Origin of the sequence: Streptomyces sp. NPDC048255 (assembly GCF_040652415.1) — a bacterium.
Classification (GTDB): domain Bacteria; phylum Actinomycetota; class Actinomycetes; order Streptomycetales; family Streptomycetaceae; genus Streptomyces.
This window is the reverse complement of sequence record NZ_JBEZMA010000009.1, coordinates 170,110-188,217: the sequence shown is the minus strand read 5'-3', so window position 1 is coordinate 188,217 and position 18,108 is coordinate 170,110. Positions and strand designations below refer to the sequence as shown.

At 74.1% G+C, this 18,108-nt stretch carries 19 protein-coding genes and 2 pseudogenes; 12 read left to right on the top strand and 9 right to left on the bottom strand.

Annotated elements, in window-relative coordinates; genetic code table 11:
* Positions 1-156 precede the first annotated feature (156 nt).
* Both AB0D94_RS11195 and AB0D94_RS11190 read right to left on the bottom strand, forming a co-directional pair.
* Complete coding sequence (locus AB0D94_RS11195; protein WP_362049097.1) at positions 157-2,502, bottom strand: ATP-binding protein; 2,346 nt, start codon at positions 2,500-2,502, stop codon at positions 157-159.
* Positions 2,499-3,197: a response regulator transcription factor gene (locus AB0D94_RS11190; protein ID WP_362049094.1), complete on the bottom strand. Its 699-nt coding sequence runs from the start codon at positions 3,195-3,197 to the stop codon at positions 2,499-2,501. The genes AB0D94_RS11195 and AB0D94_RS11190 overlap by 4 nt, the downstream gene beginning before the upstream one ends.
* Before the next feature lie 215 nt (positions 3,198-3,412).
* On the opposite strand from AB0D94_RS11190, the gene AB0D94_RS11185 reads away from it, so the two are divergent.
* From AB0D94_RS11185 to AB0D94_RS11170, 4 genes are all read left to right on the top strand, one after another.
* Positions 3,413-3,796, top strand: a complete 384-nt coding sequence (locus AB0D94_RS11185; protein WP_362049091.1) for a hypothetical protein — start codon at positions 3,413-3,415, stop codon at positions 3,794-3,796.
* Positions 3,797-3,833: 37 nt separating this feature from the next.
* Complete coding sequence (locus tag AB0D94_RS11180) at positions 3,834-4,121, top strand: hypothetical protein (protein WP_362049088.1); 288 nt, start codon at positions 3,834-3,836, stop codon at positions 4,119-4,121.
* Positions 4,122-4,233: 112 nt separating this feature from the next.
* Positions 4,234-5,154, top strand: a complete 921-nt coding sequence (locus AB0D94_RS11175) for a MurR/RpiR family transcriptional regulator (protein WP_362049085.1) — start codon at positions 4,234-4,236, stop codon at positions 5,152-5,154.
* A 314-nt stretch (positions 5,155-5,468) separates the two neighbouring features.
* A complete protein-coding gene (locus AB0D94_RS11170) occupies positions 5,469-5,855 on the top strand; it encodes a hypothetical protein (protein ID WP_362049130.1) in 387 nt (128 codons plus the stop codon).
* A gap of 14 nt (positions 5,856-5,869) precedes the next feature.
* Here AB0D94_RS11170 and AB0D94_RS11165 read toward each other — a convergent pair whose 3' ends face one another.
* Complete coding sequence (locus AB0D94_RS11165) at positions 5,870-6,244, bottom strand: toxin Doc (RefSeq protein WP_362049082.1); 375 nt, start codon at positions 6,242-6,244, stop codon at positions 5,870-5,872.
* A 182-nt stretch (positions 6,245-6,426) separates the two neighbouring features.
* On the opposite strand from AB0D94_RS11165, the gene AB0D94_RS11160 reads away from it, so the two are divergent.
* The 6 genes and pseudogenes from AB0D94_RS11160 (at position 6,427) to AB0D94_RS11135 (ending at position 10,301) form a co-directional block, all read left to right on the top strand.
* Positions 6,427-6,780 carry a MazG-like family protein gene (locus AB0D94_RS11160; RefSeq protein ID WP_362049079.1) on the top strand — a complete coding sequence of 118 codons (354 nt, stop codon included), beginning with the start codon at positions 6,427-6,429 and terminating at the stop codon, positions 6,778-6,780.
* A 137-nt stretch (positions 6,781-6,917) separates the two neighbouring features.
* A complete protein-coding gene (locus tag AB0D94_RS11155; RefSeq protein WP_362049076.1) occupies positions 6,918-7,421 on the top strand; it encodes a hypothetical protein in 504 nt (167 codons plus the stop codon).
* A gap of 80 nt (positions 7,422-7,501) precedes the next feature.
* Positions 7,502-7,750, top strand: coding sequence for a hypothetical protein (locus AB0D94_RS11150; RefSeq protein WP_362049073.1), 249 nt, complete (start codon positions 7,502-7,504; stop codon positions 7,748-7,750).
* A 45-nt stretch (positions 7,751-7,795) separates the two neighbouring features.
* Positions 7,796-8,740: pseudogene (locus AB0D94_RS11145) on the top strand (glycine-rich protein); the annotation flags it as partial.
* Positions 8,659-9,636, top strand: coding sequence for an Ig-like domain-containing protein (locus tag AB0D94_RS11140; RefSeq protein WP_362049127.1), 978 nt, complete (start codon positions 8,659-8,661; stop codon positions 9,634-9,636). The pseudogene AB0D94_RS11145 and the gene AB0D94_RS11140, both read left to right, overlap by 82 nt.
* A gap of 167 nt (positions 9,637-9,803) precedes the next feature.
* Positions 9,804-10,301 carry an SRPBCC family protein gene (locus tag AB0D94_RS11135; protein WP_362049070.1) on the top strand — a complete coding sequence of 166 codons (498 nt, stop codon included), beginning with the start codon at positions 9,804-9,806 and terminating at the stop codon, positions 10,299-10,301.
* Between the two features lie 102 nt (positions 10,302-10,403).
* Here AB0D94_RS11135 and AB0D94_RS11130 read toward each other — a convergent pair.
* The 4 genes and pseudogenes from AB0D94_RS11130 to AB0D94_RS11115 all read right to left on the bottom strand — a co-directional run bounded on the left by AB0D94_RS11130 (position 10,404) and on the right by AB0D94_RS11115 (position 14,376).
* Positions 10,404-12,070, bottom strand: a pseudogene (locus tag AB0D94_RS11130) (FtsX-like permease family protein).
* Positions 12,067-12,357 (bottom strand): SHOCT domain-containing protein, encoded by a 291-nt coding sequence (locus tag AB0D94_RS11125; protein ID WP_362049067.1) that lies wholly within the window; start codon positions 12,355-12,357, stop codon positions 12,067-12,069. Before AB0D94_RS11125 ends, AB0D94_RS11130 begins: the two are co-directional and overlap by 4 nt.
* 139 nt (positions 12,358-12,496) lie before the next feature.
* Positions 12,497-13,171, bottom strand: a complete 675-nt coding sequence (locus tag AB0D94_RS11120) for a response regulator transcription factor (protein ID WP_362049064.1) — start codon at positions 13,169-13,171, stop codon at positions 12,497-12,499.
* Positions 13,171-14,376 carry a sensor histidine kinase gene (locus tag AB0D94_RS11115; protein ID WP_362049061.1) on the bottom strand — a complete coding sequence of 402 codons (1,206 nt, stop codon included), beginning with the start codon at positions 14,374-14,376 and terminating at the stop codon, positions 13,171-13,173. Before AB0D94_RS11115 ends, AB0D94_RS11120 begins: the two co-directional genes overlap by 1 nt.
* 191 nt (positions 14,377-14,567) lie before the next feature.
* Between AB0D94_RS11115 and AB0D94_RS11110 the strand changes: the two genes are divergently transcribed.
* Positions 14,568-15,011, top strand: coding sequence for a hypothetical protein (locus AB0D94_RS11110; RefSeq protein WP_362049058.1), 444 nt, complete (start codon positions 14,568-14,570; stop codon positions 15,009-15,011).
* 174 nt (positions 15,012-15,185) lie between these two features.
* A complete protein-coding gene (locus AB0D94_RS11105; RefSeq protein WP_362049055.1) occupies positions 15,186-15,995 on the top strand; it encodes an MBL fold metallo-hydrolase in 810 nt (269 codons plus the stop codon).
* 38 nt (positions 15,996-16,033) lie between these two features.
* Here AB0D94_RS11105 and AB0D94_RS11100 read toward each other — a convergent pair whose 3' ends face one another.
* Both AB0D94_RS11100 and cutA read right to left on the bottom strand, forming a co-directional pair.
* Positions 16,034-17,578 (bottom strand): NAD(P)/FAD-dependent oxidoreductase, encoded by a 1,545-nt coding sequence (locus tag AB0D94_RS11100; protein ID WP_362049052.1) that lies wholly within the window; start codon positions 17,576-17,578, stop codon positions 16,034-16,036.
* A 155-nt stretch (positions 17,579-17,733) separates the two neighbouring features.
* On the bottom strand, positions 17,734-18,060 hold the full coding sequence (gene cutA, locus AB0D94_RS11095) for a divalent-cation tolerance protein CutA (protein WP_362049049.1): 327 nt from the start codon (positions 18,058-18,060) through the stop codon (positions 17,734-17,736).
* Positions 18,061-18,108: the final 48 nt, after the last annotated feature.

Sequence of the window (18,108 nt, the reverse complement as noted above, 5' to 3'; positions counted from 1 at the left end):
GATCCGCCCACCGACCACCCGGCCCACCGGTCTCCGGCAGCAGCGGGGCTATGCGATCCCACTGAGCATTCGTCAGTTCATGCCGACGCACCATGCCCGACTCATGCCCGGAACGGCAGCAGATCCACCACCCGGGCAAGAGCCATCAGACACGGCCTAGTGCTGTGGCCGGAAAGGTTCACCGGGTCGCGCCGCGCGGCCCGGGAGGTCGACCTCGGCCCAGGTGAGTCCGGGGGAGTCCTCCACCTCCGCCCGCTCGCCCGCGAGCACGCCCCGCAGCGCGGCCGCCCGGCCGGGATCGCCCGGTGTGGCGAGCAGGCTCACCCCCGACTGCCGGATGCCGTACTGGATGCTCAGCACCAGTTCGTCCGGCGTCCGCTGACCGTCCAGCGCGGCGGTCAGCATCCCGCGCACCAGGTCCGGCCGGACGCCGCCACCGGACTGCGCCCCGTCGTCCTCCTCCGCGTACGCGTGGACGGTCACGGTGCAGCCCGCCCCGCGCGCCGCGTCGATCAGCGCGCGCAGCGGCCGGTCGAGCACGCCCGACAGGTGCAGCTCGTCCCGTAGGGACTGGCCGAGCCTGGTCGCCCGCCCCCGGACCTCGCCGAGGTCGCCCGCCGAACCGGAGGCCAGCACCCGCAGGAACGGCAGGACCAGCTCGTCCAGGTCGGCCAGTTGCCGACTGTGCTGGGCCTTGCGCGCACGCGCCGCGGACTCGGCGGCCACCACGGCCGTACGGGTGGCCTCGGCGTCCAGGACGGCGCCGCCCAGGCGGGTCACCGTACGGCCGATCACGCCGCCCATGACCACCCCCATCACCGGGGCGATCAGCGCCGGCAGCGCCGTCACCATCGCGTCCAGGGCCGTCGTCCCGGCCGGCGGCCGCGACGCCGTCAGCACGATGATCCCGGCCTCCTCGCAGGCCAGCGCCAGCAGCACCTCCCACCGGGGGCGCACGGTCACCAGCAGGGTCAGCAGCGGGGTCACCGCGCCGATGGGCCACGAGGTGTAGTCCGCGATGCCCTCCGCGGGCATCACCAGCAGGCTGCTGACCGAGCCGCACACGGCGAACGCCGACCACCCCAGGGCCGCCCGGCCGCCGACGCCCCGGTCCGCCCGGGCCAGCAGCAGCCCCGTCGCCACCGCGAGCAGCGCGTACCAGGGCAGGTACCAGACCATGCCGGGCGTACGGGGCGCGTGTACGGTGGCCACCCAGCCCATGACGGCCAGGAACGGCAGGCACACCGCCGCCAGCGGCCGCCGGACGTCGCCGATCGCGGCCCTGATGGTCTCGGCCCGGCCCCGCGGCCGGGACGGCCCGGCGGCCCCGCGGTCCGGCGCCGCCCGCCGCCACCGCAGGCGCACCGTGGTGCCCCGACCCGGCGCGCTGATCACCTCGGCGGAGCCGCCGAGGTCCGCCATGCACTGGCGCACCGAGCGGCGCAGCCCCAGGGAGGCCGGGCGGACCCGGTCCGGGGAGAACCCCACGCCGTCGTCCGAGACCGTCAGGGTCAGGCCGTCCGCGTCGCCGCGCAGCCGCACCCGGACCCGCGTGGCGTCGGAGTACAGCCCCGCGTTGCGCAGGGCCTCGGTGGCCGCCCGCAGGCACGCCTCGCCCACCTCGCGCGGGAGGACCAGGCCTCCCGGCGGCAGATCGGCCGTCACGCGCGGAACGCCGCTGCCCGCCGAGGCCGCCGCGGCCCCCACGACCGAGGCGACGGAGGCCTCGCCGAGCCGCGCCGCGACATCGACCACCGCGTCCCCGTCCGGCCCGGCGGGACCGGAGGTCAGACCCGCGACGGCACGCCGGGCCTGGGACCGCTGCTCCTCGGCCGGGACGCCTGGACGGGCGGCCGCCCGCAGCGCGGCGCCCACGTCGTCGTGGAGCAGCCGCTGGAACTCCCGCTGCGCCCGGCGTTCGGCCTGGGCGCGCGCGGCCGCCGCGACGGCGTCCAGTTTGTCCCGCACCGCGTCGTCGGCCCGCAGTCCCGCCGCGCGCAGCACCGGGGCCAGCGCGGCGGCCGCCAGCGCGGAAGCCGCCGCGGGCCACACCCCCTCCAGCGCCCCGAACACCCCGTCGGTGCGCAGGCTCGCCGCCACCTGGGCGGCCAGGACCAGCAGCGCGGCCGCCCAGCCGGCCCGGCCCCGCAGGAAGCCCACGGCGAGCAGCACCGCGGCCACCGTCGCCATGCACCGCAGACCCACCGAGACCGCCTCCGGCCGCTCCACCGCGTACGCCGCGTGCACCGCCAGCGCGACACCCGTCGCCAGGAGCGCGTCCGGCCGGCCGGAGACCGCCGTACGCCGGCCCCTGAGCGCCGTGGCGGCCAGCAGCAGGACGAACAGGCCCGAGGAGCCCAGCGTCAGCGGGTACCGCGTACCGGAGGAAGCGGCCAGCGAGAGCGCCACCACCGACCAGACCGCCGCGAACAGCACGGCCAGCCCGGCGAACGACCGCTGGAGCGCGCACTCCACCCCGAAGCGGTACGTGCCGGGGATCACCGGTCCGGCCTCGGGCCGGGGGAGACCTCGATGTGTCCGTCGACGACGGAGCGCCACACCAGTTCGCTGTTGTCGGTGAGCCGGTGACCCTCCTGGCGGGAGAAGGCCTGGAGGGCCCGCTTGCGGTAGGTGTACACGGTGTCGGGGCTCATGAAGAGGCGCTCGGCGATCTGCGGGACCTTCATCCCGCGCGCCAGCAGCCCCAGCACCTCGCGCTGGCGCTCGCTCAGCCGCACGCGGCCCCGCGGATCGTTGACGATCTGGTGCGCCAGCCGCCCGGACACGTACGACTCGCCCGCGTGGGCGGCGCGTACCGCCTCCACGAGTTCCGTCTCCGGGTCCTCCTTGAGCACCAGGCCCAGCGCGCCGGCCTCGATGCCCCTGCGGACGACCGCGGGCCGGTGGTCCTGGGTGAACAGCAGTACGCGCGCCCCCGCTTCGCGCAGCCGGGCGACGTTCTCCTCCACCTGGCTGCCGTTGCCCAGCTCGATGTCGAGCAGCACGACGGAGGGCACCGTGGTCACGGAGTCCAGCAGGGACGCGACGTCCACCTGGAGCCCCAGCCACTCGATGTCCGGGGCGAGTTCGGCGAGACAGCTGCGCAGTCCCCACCGCACCACCGGATGGTCGTCCACGGCCGCGAGCCGGAGCGGCTCCGCGGCATGCTCCGTACCGGTGGGTTCGTATCCGGTCATCCGTCCCCCTCGATGTCGCCCGGCGTCGCCCGACGTCGGCCGTGCGTGACTCCGGTCCCCAGAAGTACCACTGCCGAACCGGCCCTGTCTGTCCCGGACTTCGGGGACAGACAGGGCCGGTACGGCGGCGCCAGCATCGAGGGACCGGCGCACCCCGGACGTGGGGCGGGGAAGCGCCGGCGGACCGACGGCGGACACGAGAACGAGGAGTTCCCATGAGTACGTTCACCAAGCGCATCGGCAGTTTCGACTCGCCGCACTCCGTGGAGGACACCCTGAAGATCGTCTTCAGTGGTGTGACCGAGCAGTTGAGCGACCCCGTCTTCGAAGTGACGGAGCCGGGCCTGGCCGCGGCCGTCTACCTCAGCCGGCTGGACCGCAGCGGCCTGACGGTGACGGCCGGCAACAAGATCGACACCTACTTCCGCTTCCTCGTCGACCTCACGCCCACGAACAGCGGATGCACCGGTGAGGTGTACCTCGACCGGCGCATGGGGGCGATCCGCAGGTGGATGGGGAACGCCATCGGGCTCGCCGGCGGTCTGCGCCACAGCTTCGCGCAGTGCAGCGTGCGCACGCGCGGCTGGAAGACCGCCTGAGGCGCCGGAGGACGGAAACGGAGCGGAGGCGACGACCATGAGTCAGATGAAGTGCCGGCACGGGGAGACGCTGGAGAAGTGCTGCGACCGCGGGTGCGGCCGGTGCACGGCCGGCTACCGGTGCCCGCGCCACGGCAAGGAATGGGCCTACACCACGGGCGGCGGACTGTTCGCCGCCGGCCGGTCCGGCAGCGGCGCGAAGTGCCGCAAGGACGGCAAGGCCGTCGTCAACTGCCCGCCCTGCCGGGGGCAGAGCGGTAGGACCTGTAGCACGTGCGGGGGCACAGGACAGACCTGTCCGACCCACGGCCGCTACTGGAACTGACGACTGCGCCGGTCCCGGCGACGCCCCCGGGCGCCGCCGGGACCGGTCGGTTCGCCGAACACGGGGCGTGAGCTATGTTGGAACACGAGTGACATGAGAAGGAGGCCCTCGGGTGTCATCGGGCCAGCAGGCACGCGCACAGGCGGCCGCGATCACGCCGACCGGCCAGCCGTCGTCGGAGCAGGGACGCGCCCCCGCGGACCGGCTCCTCGCACTCTTCGACGGCCGCAGGCTGTCCCCGGGACAGCGGCGGATCGCCCAATACCTGATCGACCACCTCACCGAAGCCGCGTTCCTCTCCATCACCGAGCTCGCCGAGCGGGTGGGCGTGAGCCAGCCCTCCGTGACCCGGTTCGCCGTGTCCCTCGGCTTCAGCGGCTATCCGGCCCTGCGGGAGATGCTCCAGCCGATCGCCCTGAGCGCGGTCGCCGGGGCCCCGGACAGCCGGGAGCAGATCCGCCGCAACGAGCTCCAGGCCGCCGTCGACGCCGAGATCGAGAACCTGGAGAACGTCCGGCGGCTGCTCGCCGACACCAACCAGGTCCTGGACATCGGCCGCGAACTGGCCCGCTCGGTGCCGCTGACCGTCCTCGGCCTGCGGATCTCGGTCTCCCTGGCGGAGTACTTCGCCTACGCGGCCCGGCGCATCCACCCCGACGTACGCCTGGTGACCCGCGGCGGCAGCGTCGCCTTCGACGCGCTGCTCCAGTCCAGGGCGGCGGGCGGTACCTGGGTCCTGGCCTTCGCCATGCCGCGGCACGCCAAGGAGACCCTGGCGGCGGTCCGGGCCGCCCGCAGCACGGGGCTGCGCGTCGTGCTGATCACCGATCCCACCCTGGGGCCGCTGGTGGACGAGGCGGACGTGGCGCTGACCGCAGGGACCGGATCGCGGCTGGTCTTCGACTCGTACGCGGCCCCGGGGATGCTGTCGGCCGCACTACTTCAAGCCATGGCCGATGCCGACCCCGAGCGGACGCAGGCGAGGCTCGAAAGCTACGAGCAGGTCGCTGACCAGCACGGTTTCTTCCTGTAGGGAAAATCCGGCCGACTTCGGCCGGAATATATTCAGGCCAGCAGGTGCATGAAATTTTTCATGCGCTTGCTTACTCGACGGTATATATGTTTACTGACGGCGGCGCTCCGGATCCACCAGATGCCAAGGAGGACGTCCCCACGTCCTCCTAGAACAGACCCGCAGCGTGATGCTCCTCCTCACGTCACGCCTTCGGGTCGAGTCAGGCTTTCGGATCCCGCAGAGCGCCCCTGGCGGCCCCGGTCAACCCCTGGGCCGGGGCCGCCCCCCTCACCATCTCGCTCAGAGTTCGACACCACTCGGAAGTGACGAGAATGCCCCAGACGGCCACCATCACCCGCAGCCCCGACTGGCCCATGCAGGTCAAGGCGCCCGGCACGCACGACTGGGAACGCTCGGCCACGCGCTGGCTGCGGGACCTGCTTCCGGCCCGCTACGGCAGCTATCTGACGCTGACCCGCCACCACGCGCTCCTCGGCCGCCACGTACAGCTCCAGTTGCAGCACGAGATGCGCGCGGTGCGCGTGGCCCTCCAGACCAGCCGGGCCGAACTGCCCATGCTCGGGGTGGCCGAGTCCGTCATCGAGAACACGATCCGGATGTACGCCGTCGAACTCGAACAGCTCAGCAGGCTCGCCCGCGGCGCCCGGCTCGTCACCGACGCGCTCCTCGTGAACACCCCCGCCGCGCGCAAGCGCTGAGACCTGCGGGCGCCCTACGGCGTCTGCCAGGAGCGCAGCCGGTCCGCCACCTCGAAGACGCTCAGGCGCAGCGCCCGGATGCCGGTGACGAGGTCGCGCCAGTGCTCGTACGGAGCCTCCACCGTCCCGCCGGACGCCTCGATGTACGCGACCGCGACCCCGTAGGCGAAGTACTCGTTGTGGGCGGGGAGCGGGCGCAGAAGGACGATCGCCTCCAGGAGGGCGGCGGCCCGCCAGTAGGCGTCGGGATCGTCCACCGTCAGGCTGGGGGTGTTCACCCGGTGCCGGGCCACGGCGGCGGCCAGCGCCGAGTGGTCGGCGACCTCCACGTCCTTGAACAGGGCTTCCTGCCGCTCCAGTAGCCAGCGGTGGTCGATGTGCAGTTCCACGCGCCTCACGCCGCCCGGGAATCGGTGCGCCCGGGGCCGGCCCCGCGCGCGCAAGTGAAGGTGTCAGCCATGCTCCGAGTATGGTGCTGCTTTGCCCGGCGGGGAGGGAGTGAGCCCAATCCGTCCCGCTTTCAGGGCCATTCAGTGCGCCAGCGCACGCGAACAGGAAGGCACCTCGAACCGTGACCGCCGCATGGGACACCGTCGTCGACCTCGCAGCCTGCTTCGACGCGGCCGACGCCGAACGGGGCATGCCCCCGCAGGAGAGCCACATCCTCCAAGTCCTCAAGATCGGGGAGGAGTTCGGTGAGGCCGCCCAGGCCGTGATCGGGGCCAAGGGGACCAACCCCCGCAAGGGGCACTCGCACAGCTGGGAGGACGTCCACGACGAGGTCTGCGACGTGGTCATCACCGCCATGGTCGCCCTCGCCCGGATGCGTCCCGACGCGGAGGAGTACTTCGCCGCGCAGCTGGAGCTCAAGGCGGGCAAGTTCCTGCCCGCGCCGAGGGGGGCGGCCGCAGGTTCCGTGGACTGACCGGGGGGTGCCGTGCGGCGCCGCCGCGCGGGCGGCAGGCCCGTGACTTCGGCATTTCCGTGCCGCAGGGGTGTTCCGTAGGGAGCCTCCGCCTCCTACGGTCGGTGCGGCAGCACAGTTCCGGACCAGGAGGCAGCGTGACGCGGGAGATCGACATCGACCAGCTGGTGGCGGCGATGAGAACGGTGGACGAGGCGGGCCGGCTCTTCGAGGAGGCGCTCGGGGTGTACGAGGCCCGCGGACCCAAGCGGACCAGCGACGACTTCAAGGTGGCGGGCGGCAGCGTCCAGACGCTCCAGGGCGCCGAGGAGATGGCCCGCGGGGCCCGCAAGTTCCTCACGGACCTCGCGCTGATCGCCGGACACGCGGCGGCGGGCCTCGAAGACCGGGTGAGCGGCAGGCTGCCGCTGGCCCGAGCCGGTTTCACGGGCGTGAGCGGCGGGGGTTCCCGTATGGCCCGCCCACTGCTCGACCCGACCCTGCGGGGGCTGGGGCTGCTGCTGACCGTGGACCTCTTCGGGCCGGAGTTCAAGGCGCAGATAGAAGAAGTCGTGCACGCGGAGAAGGCGACCTACCCGGACCCCTCGATGTTCCGCGTCCCCGAGGCGGCCGCCGCCCCCGCCGCAGGCCCTACCGCCTGAGCCGTACGGCGGGTCCTGTACGGCGGCGTGGGCGCGCGCCCCGGGGTGCAGGGCCCGTCCGCCGGGGCGAGGCTGGTGGTATGCGCCACGCGCCGGTCGTCGTACACCGCATCCTCCCGTCGGGAGGCCGGCAGGTCACGCTGCGGACCGGGAGCGGTGCGGAGTCCCTCGGGCTGGCCCGCTCGGACGAGGACGTCATCGAGTTCCTGCGGCGGGCCGGGCTTCCCGACCCCGACGAGGCGGTCCTGGGCGACGTACAGCTGCTGGAGTGGGAGTCCGACGCGCCCCACGTCTACGAGCTCGACCTCCCGACCGACGACCTTCCCTGAACCCGCCCCTCCTTCCTTCCTTACTTCTCTTCCCCTCCCACACCCATGAACCGTCTCTGTAAGCCTGCTCCGGACAGGCACGGACCCACGAGGGCCACGCCCCGTTCCACGGTGGCGGCGGCGGTCGGCGCGAGCGTCCTGCTCGCCGTCGCGCTGGTGCCGCCCGTCGCGGCCGCCGATCCCGCGGCCGCGGCCGGACCCTGCGGCCAGCGCGGCGTCTACAGCGCCTCACCGCCCACCTGCACCTACGGCGCCGCCGGGACCGACCTCTTCACCGTCCCTGACGGGGTCACCTCGGTGGACATCGACCTGTCCGGGGCGGAGGGCGGCAGCGCCGCCGGGTACGTCGCCCCCCACCCGCCGAACGCGGGAGCGCCCGGCGGCCTCGGCGGCCGGACCCGAGCCACCCTGGCCGTGAACGCGGGCGCAACCCTCCAGCTCACCCTCGGAGCCGCCGGGGTACCCGGCACCTCCCGCAAGGGCGAGTACGCCCGCCCCGGCGGCTACGGCCACGGATCGGGCGGCGGCGGCGCGCACGGCGGCGGTGGTTCCGGCGGTGGCGGCTCCGACGTGCGCACCGGCACCTTCGGTCCGTCCGAACGGGTCCTGGTCGCCGGCGGCGGCGGAGGCGCGGGCAACGGCGGCCCGATGCTGCACGGCGTCGCCGGCGGCGGCCTGACCGCGGGCTCCGGCGGCCAGGCAGCGGGCCCCGAGGGCTCGGGCGTCGCCGGCGGCGGCGGTGGCACCCAGCAGGCCCACGGGACCGGCAGCCCCAACTCCCGCCTCGGCGGCCCCGGAATCGCCGGGAGCGACATCGACCCGGCCACCGGCCTGTTCAACCCGGGCAGCGGAGGCCCCGGGGGCAACGGCGGCCGGGGCGGCAACGGCGGCGGGGGAGGCGGCGGCGGATACTTCGGCGGCGCGGGCGGCTCGGGCGGCGGCAACCCCGACAACCTGCCCGGCGCCGGCGGCGGCGGGGGCAGCGGCTTCGCGGCCCCGACGGTGACCGGCGTGGCCCTGGAATCCGGCGTCAACCGCGGCAAGGCAAGGCCGTCGTCTCCTTCCGCTACGGGAGGGCGCTCTCCCTCGGCGCGGACACTGCCGAGCCCCTCTTCGGGCACGCGGTCACCTTCACCGCCACCGTCGGCGCGGCCGACCCGGCCGCGGGCACCCCGGGCGGGTCGGTCCGGTTCTCGGACGGTACGACCCCGCTCGCGACCGTCCCGCTGACCGGGGGCGTGGCCCGCTTCACCACCACCGCCCTCCAGCCCGGCTCCCACGCCGTCACCGCGCGCTACGACGGCTCCCCGGTCTTCACCGGGAGCCAGGCGGGCGAGCCCGCCGGGGTGGACGTCGGATTCAGCGAGCCCTGCATCACGACCCCCCACCACGGTCCCCTGACAGTGGCGGCGGGCCAATCGCTGTGCATCGGCCCCGGTGGTACCCAGACCGGACCGGTGCAGGTCCGGCCGGGCGGCGCCCTGGCCGTCACGGGGGCACGGATCACCGGGTCCGTCTCCGCCGACGGCGCACTCGCCGTGAGCGTCTGCGGGTCCACCGTCACCGGGCCCGTCACCGTCAGGCGCAGCAGCGGCTACGTGCTGATCGGCTCGGCCGGCGCGGGCGACCGTCCCTGCGCGGGCAACACCGTGACCGGCCCGCTGGTCGTGGACGCCAACGCCGGCGGCGTCGAGGTGTCGGCCAACTCGGTGACCGGACCGGTGACCGTCACCGGCAACAGCGGGGCGGGCCTGCCGCCCGCCAAGGACGCACCCGCGGCCGAGTCGAACCGGATCACCGGCCCGCTGCGCTGCGAGGGCAACGCACCGACGCTCCACCAGAGCGCGAACACGGTGCAGGGCCCGCGCTCGGGCCAGTGCCGCTGACGGGTGGCCCGACCGCGCGGCCGTCGAACGGCCGTTGACCGGCCGTCGAACGGGCGGGCAGTGCACCGGCACTGCCCGCCCCGCCGGAGACTCCGTAGGGTGTGCTGACCGCGACGCCGACCGGACGCGGGCACGGACACCGGGCAGCCGGGGACAGGGGGAACGGCATGACGGAGCGTCAGTGGCACCTGGAGGAGCACATCGTGGTGGACGCCGCACCCGCGGACGTCCACCGGATGGTGGCCGATCTGCGGAACATGGGGCGTTGGAGCCCGGAGTGCCGGCGGGTCTGGGTGCCCCGGCCTCCGGCCCGCCCCGGCAGCCGCTTCGTCGGACTCAACCGGAGGGGGCCGTTCGTCTGGTTCACGACGGGCCGGATCACCAGCCTCAGCGCGCCGGCGACCGCGACCGAGCCGGGTGAACTCACCTTCGACGTGGGCGTCTTCGGCCTGCCGATCGCCCGCTGGGGGTACCGCTTCGAGCCGGAGGGTGACGGCACCCGGGTCACCGAGACCTGGCAGGACCTGCGCACCGGCCGGGGCGCCCGCCTGACCGTCCTGCTCGGCGCCGTCTTCGCCGGAACCGGAACCGAGAGCCGCATCGCCGTCAACCGCGCGGGGATGCGCGCCACGCTGGCCCGCCTGGCCGCCGCCTGCGCCCGCTGACGGCGGCCCGCGGTCCCGGTGGGCCGGCGGTCCGGCAGGCCGTCACGCTGGGTGCCGTGCCGTGCCGTGCCGTGTCCCGGCGGGCCTTGCCTTCCCACGGCACTACTCGGTGGCGACGGCCCGCAGGATGTCCAGGCGCGCCGCGCCGCCGTGTGCGCCGGGCCGGGCGCAGGGCCGCGAGGACGCCCGCCGCCACACCCACCAGGGCGACCACGCCCAGCCGCACGGGCGGGACGGCGAACACGAACGCACTGGCGCCCGCTGCGGCCGATGCCTCCACCAGCACCCACCCGAGGACGCAGCCAGCGCCAGCCCCCCGGCCGTGCCGAACGCGGCGATCAGGACCGACTCCCAGCGCACCATGGCCCGCAACTGCCCCCGGCTCTGCCCGACCGCCCGCAGCAGCCCCAGCTCGCGGGTGCGCTCGTACACCGCGAGGGTGAGCGTGTTGGCGATGCCCAGCAGCGCGATCAGCACGGCGAGGGCGAGGAGCGCGTACACCAGCGTGAGCATCATGTCGATGCCGCCGGCCGAGGACCGCGCGTACTCCTCGCGCGTCTGCACCTCGGGACCGCCGAACCGCTCGGCCGCCCTCTCGACCGCCGCCGCCCCCTCCGCGACCGGCACCCCGTCCTTCCAGGTGACGGCCACCAGCGCGTCGGAGTCCTGCAGCCGGTGCCGGGCCCAGGCCGCGCGCGTGATGACGTAGTCGCCCGCGAGCTCGGCCCGCCCGTAGACGGCCCGGACCGTGAAGGGCTGCTTCTGCCCGTCGCTGAAGGTGAGTCCGACGACGCTGCCGGGCCGCCACCCGTGCCGGTCCGCTTCCCGGGCCGCCACCGCGATCCCGTCGCTCCCCAGCGCGTCGAGCCGTCCCTCCACCGAGCCGAGGTCGAGGCCCACCGCGAGCGCGGCCGGGTCGGTGACGGTCAGCGCCCGCCCGGAGCCGTCGACTTCGGCGACCCCTTGCCGAGCCCGACCGCTCCGGCCACCTCCGGCAGCGCTGCGACGGCCGGAGCCAGTCCCGGGCTGAGCCCGCTGCCGCCCGCGCCGAACGAGGGCGCGCTGACGGCCACGTCACCGGCGAAGGACCGGGACACGGCCTGGTCCGCGGTCGCCTTCAGGGAGGACCCGAACACGGTGAACAGCGACACGACGGCCACGCCGATCATCAGCGCGGTCGCGGTCGACGCCGTCCGCCGGGGGCTGCGCAGCGCATTGCCCCCCGCCAGCGCACCGGTCACCCCGCGCAGCCGTTCCAGCGGGCGGGCGAGCACCCGTAGCACCGACGAGGACGCCACCGGACCCAGTACGACGAACGCGGCCGTGAACAGCAGCGCACCCGCCCCGGACAGCCACAGGGACGGTACGGCGAGCACCCCGGCCAGGACCGCCCCGGCCTCGGCCGCGCCCAGGGCGGCCCCCGCGGCCGTCCGGGCCCGCGAGGCCCCGGACCGGTCGACGGCGCTCTCGCGCAGCGCGGCCAGCGCGGCGCAGCAGGGTGAGCCCGCGGTCGTCGAGCGCCCCAGCTCCCGGCCGCCGATGAACGCCGATCCGGAGGTGAGGGTGTCGAGTCCGGCGGCGCAGTGCATGAGGGTCGACTTGCCGGAGCCGGAGGGGCCCATGATCGCGGTGAAGCGGCCGGCCGGGAAGTCGGCGCTCACCCCGTCCAGGGCGCGCACCTCCGTGTCGCCCAGGCCGTAGACCTTGCGGGCGTCGACGACCCGGGCGGCGACGGCGCCGCCGCCGCCCGGCGAGGTGGCGGTGCTCATGCCGCACTGCTTTGGGAGGAGCGGCCGAACTGCTCGTCGAGGACGGAGAGCCGCCGCCAGTACTCGTCCTCGTCGATCTCGCCCGAGGCGAAGCGCCGCCCCAGGATCGCGATCGGCGAGTGCTCCGCGTAACCGGCGCCGCGGGCCCGCCACGGTGCGCGGCGGCCGCGCCACACGGTGCGGCGCAGCAGGGTGACGGCGCCGACCACGACGGCCGCCCAGATCAGCGGGAAGAACAGGATCCACGGGCCGGGCCCGTCGTGCGCGAGGGTGGTGAGGGTGTTCATCGCGGTTCAGCTCCTCGGAGGGTGGACGTTTCGTCTCACTCCGAGACTGGCTCCGCGAGGCAGCCGGGTCGTCGTACGGCCGGCGGCACCGGTGGTACTTCCCCGGGAGTACGGTGACCGGCGGGGGAGGGGTGGCCCGTCAGCCGAGCCAGCCCGGCCTGACCAGCCCCGACTCGTAGGCCAGGACGACCAGTTGGGCGCGGTCCCGGGCGCCGAGCTTGACCATCGTCCGGCTGACGTGCGTCTTCGCCGTGAGCGGGCTGACGACCAGCCGCCGGGCGATCTCCTCGTTCGACAGGCCCAGCCCCACCAGGGCCATGACCTCCCGCTCCCGCTCGGTGAGCCGCCCCAGGTCCGTGCCCGCACCCTCGGCGGCGGGCGGTCTGGAACGGGCCGCGAACTCGGCGATCAGGCGGCGCGTGACGCCCGGGGACAGCAGGGCGTCGCCCTCCACCACCGCCCGGACCGCACGCAGCAGTTCCGCCGGTTCGGTGTCCTTCACCAGGAACCCCGAGGCGCCGGACCGGATCGCCTCGAAGACGTACTCGTCGAGCTCGAAGGTGGTGAGCATGACCACCCGGACGCCCGCCAGTTCCCCGTCCCCGGTGATGCGCCGGGTGGCGGCGAGCCCGTCGAGCACCGGCATGCGGATGTCCATGAGGACCACGTCGGGGCGCAGTTGCCGCACCAGGTGGACGGCCTCCTCGCCGTCGGAGGCCTCCGCGACGACCTCGATGTCGGGCTGGGCGTCGAGCAGCGCCCGGAAGCCCGCCCGTACGAGCAGTTGGTCGTCGGCGAGCAGCACACGGATCATCACGGGTCCTCCTGGGACGGGACGGCCTTCATCGGGAGCCGGGCGACCACCGCGAAGCCGCCGTCCGGGCGCGGACCTGCCTCGATGCCGCCGCCGAGGGCCGCAGCCCGCTCGCGCATGCCCACCAGCCCGTTCCCACTGCCGCCCGCCGGGGCGCCGGTGGCCGGGCCGTCGTCGTCCACGCGCAGCTCCAGCAGCCGCGGCCGCCAGGCCAGGCGGACCCGGGCGGTGCGCGCACCGGAGTGCCGCACGACATTGGTCAGGGCCTCCTGCACGATCCGGAAGGCGGCCAGGTCCACGCCGGGCGGCAGCCCCCGGGCCTCCCCGTCCACCGTGACTTCGACGGTCAGCCCGGCGGCGGCCGCCTGCTCCACGAGCTCGGGCAGCCGGTCGAGGCCGGGTGCGGGCGTCCGGGGCGCCTCACCGGGCGCGCGCAGGGTGTCGAGCACCTGCCGGACCTCACCCAGCGCCTCCTTGCTGGCGGCCCTGATGGTGGTGAGCGCCGTACGGGCCTGCTCGGGGTCGCTGTCGAGGAGGGCCAGCCCGACCCCGGCCTGGACATTGATCACCGAAATGCTGTGGGCGAGGACGTCGTGGAGTTCACGGGCGATCCGCAGCCGCTCCTCTCCCACCCGGCGTCTGTCCGCGGCCGCCCGCTCGGCCCGCTCCCGCGCCCACTGCTCGCGGCGCGTGCGGACCAGTTCGGAGACGGCGAGTATCGCCAGCACCCATGCGGTGACGGCCACTTCCTGTGCCCACGGCGCCGGGCCGTCCCCGGCGGGCGGGAGCCACCGGTAGAGCCAGTGGCCGATGAGCAGGTGCCCGGCCCACAGCAGCCCGACGGCGCCCCAGGCCGCTTCGCGGCGCCCGGCGACGACGGCGGCGAAACAGGCCAGGGCCAGGCTGACGAAGACCGGGCCGTACGGATACCCGGCACCGACGTACACCAGGGTGACGGCGCTGACCCCGTACGCCACGGCCACCGGGTACCTGTGCCGCCCCACGAGCAGGAGCGGGCCGAGCAGCAGCAGGAGCCGCCCGAACCAGTCCAGGGCGGCCCGCCCGGTCTGGGCCTGCGCGGCCCACCCCGAACCGACCTGTGCGAAGACGGCGACGAACAGCGAGGAGCGCCAGGCGGGGCCCCGCCCCGCCCGCTCCACCCACCGCCGCCACGGAGGACCCGGGCGCTCGCGCTGCTCATCCATACGCGCCACGCTAGTCCGCGCCCGCCGTCACCGGCGTCACCCCGGCGTAGCGTTTCCGGCGTACTCCCCAGGTAGTACGGGGCCGGTGGGCCGGGTGCGCACTCCCACCGCGGACCCGACTTCGGCACGGACGGTGACGGGCACTAGAGTCCCATGTCTGTTCGATTGTGCCAGTGAGGTGGGGGAGCAGGATGAGTGCGCAACTGCGCGAGATCGCTGACGAGTTGGCCGACGTGCTGTGGCGGGAGCACACCGTGTACCGCGACAGGTCCGGCGGAGTCGTGATCCGGGGGGAGCACGTCCAGCGCTGGATCAGCCTCTCCACCGGCGCGGGCCGCGACGAGGTCCTGCTGCGCGCCGGGCGGATACTCGAAGGCGGTACGACCGCCCCGGCCCGTTCGGAGGCCGTCGCCCGCCTCTCCGCCGGCACCGGCGAGCTGGCCGCCGTCTGCCGCCGCCTGCTGGCCGAGACGGCGCCGGGCTCCTCCGCCCCGCCGCGGGCCTCGCGCCGGCCCGCGCGTGCGCCGCGCGGCGGCCGCACGGGCCGACACACCAGCCTCCGCTCGTGGCTGGTGGTGGCCTGCGTGGTCGGGATCATCGTCCTCTACTCCGCGAGCGTGGGCGCGTTCCGTTAGGGGAGAGGGTCGGGGCGGCGCGGGCGCGGTACACACCGTCCCCGCACCCCTGCGGACCGTGACCGGACCCGCCGGATCTACCGGGAACCCGTACGGGCTCCCGCGCGCGGGCGCAACCCGAGGGCGCCAAGATGGAGGAAGAGCCGTTCCGCCGCAGGCCCCGTGGAGATGGTCATGAGCACGCACAAGGTAGGAACCGAGACCACCGTTCTCGCCGACTGCCTCGAGGTACCGGGCATCGGCTTCGTCCCCGTCAACGCCTTCGTCCTGCACGCCGAGCAGCCGGTGGTCGTCGACACCGGCCTCGGACTGCCCGACCGGGACTTCCTCAACACGCTGGGCTCGGTCGTCGACCCCGCCGACGTACGGTGGATCTGGCTGACCCACCCCGACCGCGACCACACGGGCGGCCTCTTCGCGCTGCTCGACGCCGCACCCGGGGCGCGCGTGGTCACCACCTTCCTGGGAGCCGGGGTGATGTCCACCGAGCACCCGCTGCCGATGGACCGCGTGTACTTCCTCAACCCCGGCCAGAGCCTGGACGTGGGCGACCGCGAGCTCCACGCCTTCCGGCCGCCGCTGTTCGACAATCCGGCCACCGTCGGCTTCTACGACGACCGCTCCCGCACCTGCTTCAGCTCCGACTGCTTCGGCGCCCCCATGCCCACCGCCGACATCGCCATGAGCCCCGATGTCGGAGTGGTGCACGCCGGGGAGCTGAGAGGGGCCCAGCGGTTGTGGGCGAGCGTGGACAGTCCCTGGGTCCAACTGGTGGACTCGGACCGGTTCCTCGCCACGGTGGACCCGCTGCGCTCCATGGACCCGGACACGATCCTGTCCACGCACCTGCCCCCGGCCCCCGGCCTGGCCTCGCAGTTCATCGAGACCCTCGGCACGGTGCCGGGCATGAGCCCGTTCGTGGGACCGGACCAGGAGGCGCTCCAGCAGATGCTCGCCGGCTTCGAGCCCGGAGGCCCCGGGTAGGGCGTCCCCTTCGGACCTCACGGGCCCCTGGCGGGGACCTACTGGAACAGGCCCGGCGGGGCTGCGGGCAGACCGTCCCGCTCGCCGCGGGCCTGAGCCGGCAGGCTGTTCGGCAGTGTCCATGTGTAGACGTCCGGGTCGAAGGCGTGCAGCCGTTTCACGAGCCTGCCGGTCGACCAGGGCCAGCAGAAGGTGTTCACGCCCGGGAGGCCGAAGTAGTAGCCGGAGTCACCGGCGGAGTTGTAGACGGTGGTGCGGAGCGCCTCGTGCAGGGCCGTGTGATGGGCTTCCTCGGCTGCGGGCCTGACGTCCAGTGCGGCGTATCCGCTGGTGCGCAGGTGGGTGAGGGCGGCGGTGACGTAGCGGAGCTGTGCTTCCAGGACGGTGGGAACGGCGGTGGTGCCGGTGAGCAGGTTGGGGCCGATGAGCAGGAACAGGTTGGGGTATCCGCTGACGCTGGTGCCCAGGTAGGCACGGCGGCTGCCGGCCCAGGTCCGGGCCAGTGTGGTGCCGTTGGCGCCGTGCAGCCGGCGGGCCAGGGGGATGTCGCCGACGTGGTAGCCGGTGGCGAGGACGAGAACGTCCGCGCGGGTGCGGGTGCCGTCGGCGCCGATCACCTGGGAGCCCTCCACGGCGGCCACGCGCAGGGGATGCAGCCGCACGTTGGGCCGGGTGAGGGCGGGGTAGTAGGTGTCGGAGGTGATCAGGCGGCGGCTCCCGAGGCGGTGGTCGGGAGTGAGGGCCCGGCGCAGGACGCGGTCCGGGACCGAGGTGCGCAGATGGAGGCGTGCCACGGCCTCCAGGGGCTGCAGCAGGCGCGGGTGGCGCAGGGGTAAGCCGACGGCTTCCTGGGTCCAGTGGTGCATGCCGCGCAGTGCGTGGCGTGCTGCCGGGTGGCGTCCGAGGAAACGGTGGAGGCCGGCGGGGATCGGGTAGTCGGGTTTCGGGAGCACCCACTGGGGTGTGCTCTGGAAGACGTCGATGTGGGCCGCCACCGGCTGGATCTCGGGCAGGAACTGGACGGTGGACGCCCCGGTGCCCACCACCGCGACGCGGCGTCCGGTGAGGTCGGCGTCGTGGTTCCAGCGGGCGGAGTGAAAGGAGATGCCGGGAAAGGTGTCGAGCCCCGGGATGTCGGGAGTGCGGGGCCGGTGCCAGGGGCCGGTGGCGACGATCACGGCCCGGGCGGTGTACGTACCCGTCGTGGTCTCCAGGTTCCAGCGGTGGGTGTCCGGCACCCAACGGGCGCTCAGCACCTCGGTGTTGTAGCGGATCGCCTCGTCCGCGCGGTGCTGGGCCGCCGTGGCCTCCAGATAGCCGAGGATCTCGGACCGGTCGGCGAAGCACCGGCTCCAGGGGTGGGGGGCGAAGGAGTACTCGTACAGCATCGACGGCACGTCGCATCCGCACCCGGGGTAGGTGCTGTCGCGCCATGTACCGCCGAGGCGGCCGGACTTCTCCAGCACCACGATGCTCTCGATGCCGGACCGGCGCAGTGCGATCACGGCGGCCAGCCCGGAGAGGCCGGCTCCGATGACGACGACCTCCACCCCCTGGTGACTGTCGGTGCTTCCGCGGACCACGGGCGCTCCCCACCTGCCTCGCGAGCACCCCGGCGCTCCGCCGGGACCGCCCGTCCTGGGTAACTCAGAGCAACGGATCGTAGCGTCGCGGTAGTTGGGCGGAGCGGGCGTGGCCAGGCAAACACCTCATACGGGTGATCGCGCTGGATGAGCGGTCAGTCCTGGGCGGTCTCCGACCTCACCCAGTCCAGGTACGCCGTACTCCCCGTCACCACCGGTACGCCGACGACCTCGGGGGTCTCGTACTCGTGGTGGTCGGCGATGAACTCCCCGAGCCGCTCGGAGAGTTCGGCCCGCATCTTGAAGTCGATGCGCCACTCGTCCCCACTGCGTACCTCCCCCTCCCACCAGTACACGGAGCTGACCGCGTACACCTGCGCACAGGCTGCCAGCCGCTCCCGCACCACGGCAGCAGCCAGGTTCCGAGCCTTGTCCTCGGCGTCGTGCGTCGTGGTCACCACGACGCAGTCATGGTTCGTCATAACCGAAAGACTAGGTCGTTTCCGCCGCTGAAGGCTGTGGCAAGATGC

Bases quoted from the DNA above. Each gene is read 5' to 3' on its own strand.
- AB0D94_RS11190 (WP_362049094.1), bottom strand. From the start codon at position 3,197: ATGACCGGATACGAACCCACCGGTACGGAGCATGCCGCGGAGCCGCTC.
- AB0D94_RS11185 (WP_362049091.1), top strand. From the start codon at position 3,413: ATGAGTACGTTCACCAAGCGCATCGGCAGTTTCGACTCGCCGCACTCC.
- AB0D94_RS11180 (WP_362049088.1), top strand. From the start codon at position 3,834: ATGAGTCAGATGAAGTGCCGGCACGGGGAGACGCTGGAGAAGTGCTGC.
- AB0D94_RS11170 (WP_362049130.1), top strand. From the start codon at position 5,469: ATGCCCCAGACGGCCACCATCACCCGCAGCCCCGACTGGCCCATGCAG.
- AB0D94_RS11150 (WP_362049073.1), top strand. From the start codon at position 7,502: ATGCGCCACGCGCCGGTCGTCGTACACCGCATCCTCCCGTCGGGAGGC.
- AB0D94_RS11135 (WP_362049070.1), top strand. From the start codon at position 9,804: ATGACGGAGCGTCAGTGGCACCTGGAGGAGCACATCGTGGTGGACGCC.
- AB0D94_RS11125 (WP_362049067.1), bottom strand. From the start codon at position 12,357: ATGAACACCCTCACCACCCTCGCGCACGACGGGCCCGGCCCGTGGATC.
- AB0D94_RS11120 (WP_362049064.1), bottom strand. From the start codon at position 13,171: ATGATCCGTGTGCTGCTCGCCGACGACCAACTGCTCGTACGGGCGGGC.
- AB0D94_RS11115 (WP_362049061.1), bottom strand. From the start codon at position 14,376: ATGGATGAGCAGCGCGAGCGCCCGGGTCCTCCGTGGCGGCGGTGGGTG.
- AB0D94_RS11110 (WP_362049058.1), top strand. From the start codon at position 14,568: ATGAGTGCGCAACTGCGCGAGATCGCTGACGAGTTGGCCGACGTGCTG.
- AB0D94_RS11105 (WP_362049055.1), top strand. From the start codon at position 15,186: ATGAGCACGCACAAGGTAGGAACCGAGACCACCGTTCTCGCCGACTGC.
- cutA (WP_362049049.1), bottom strand. From the start codon at position 18,060: ATGACGAACCATGACTGCGTCGTGGTGACCACGACGCACGACGCCGAG.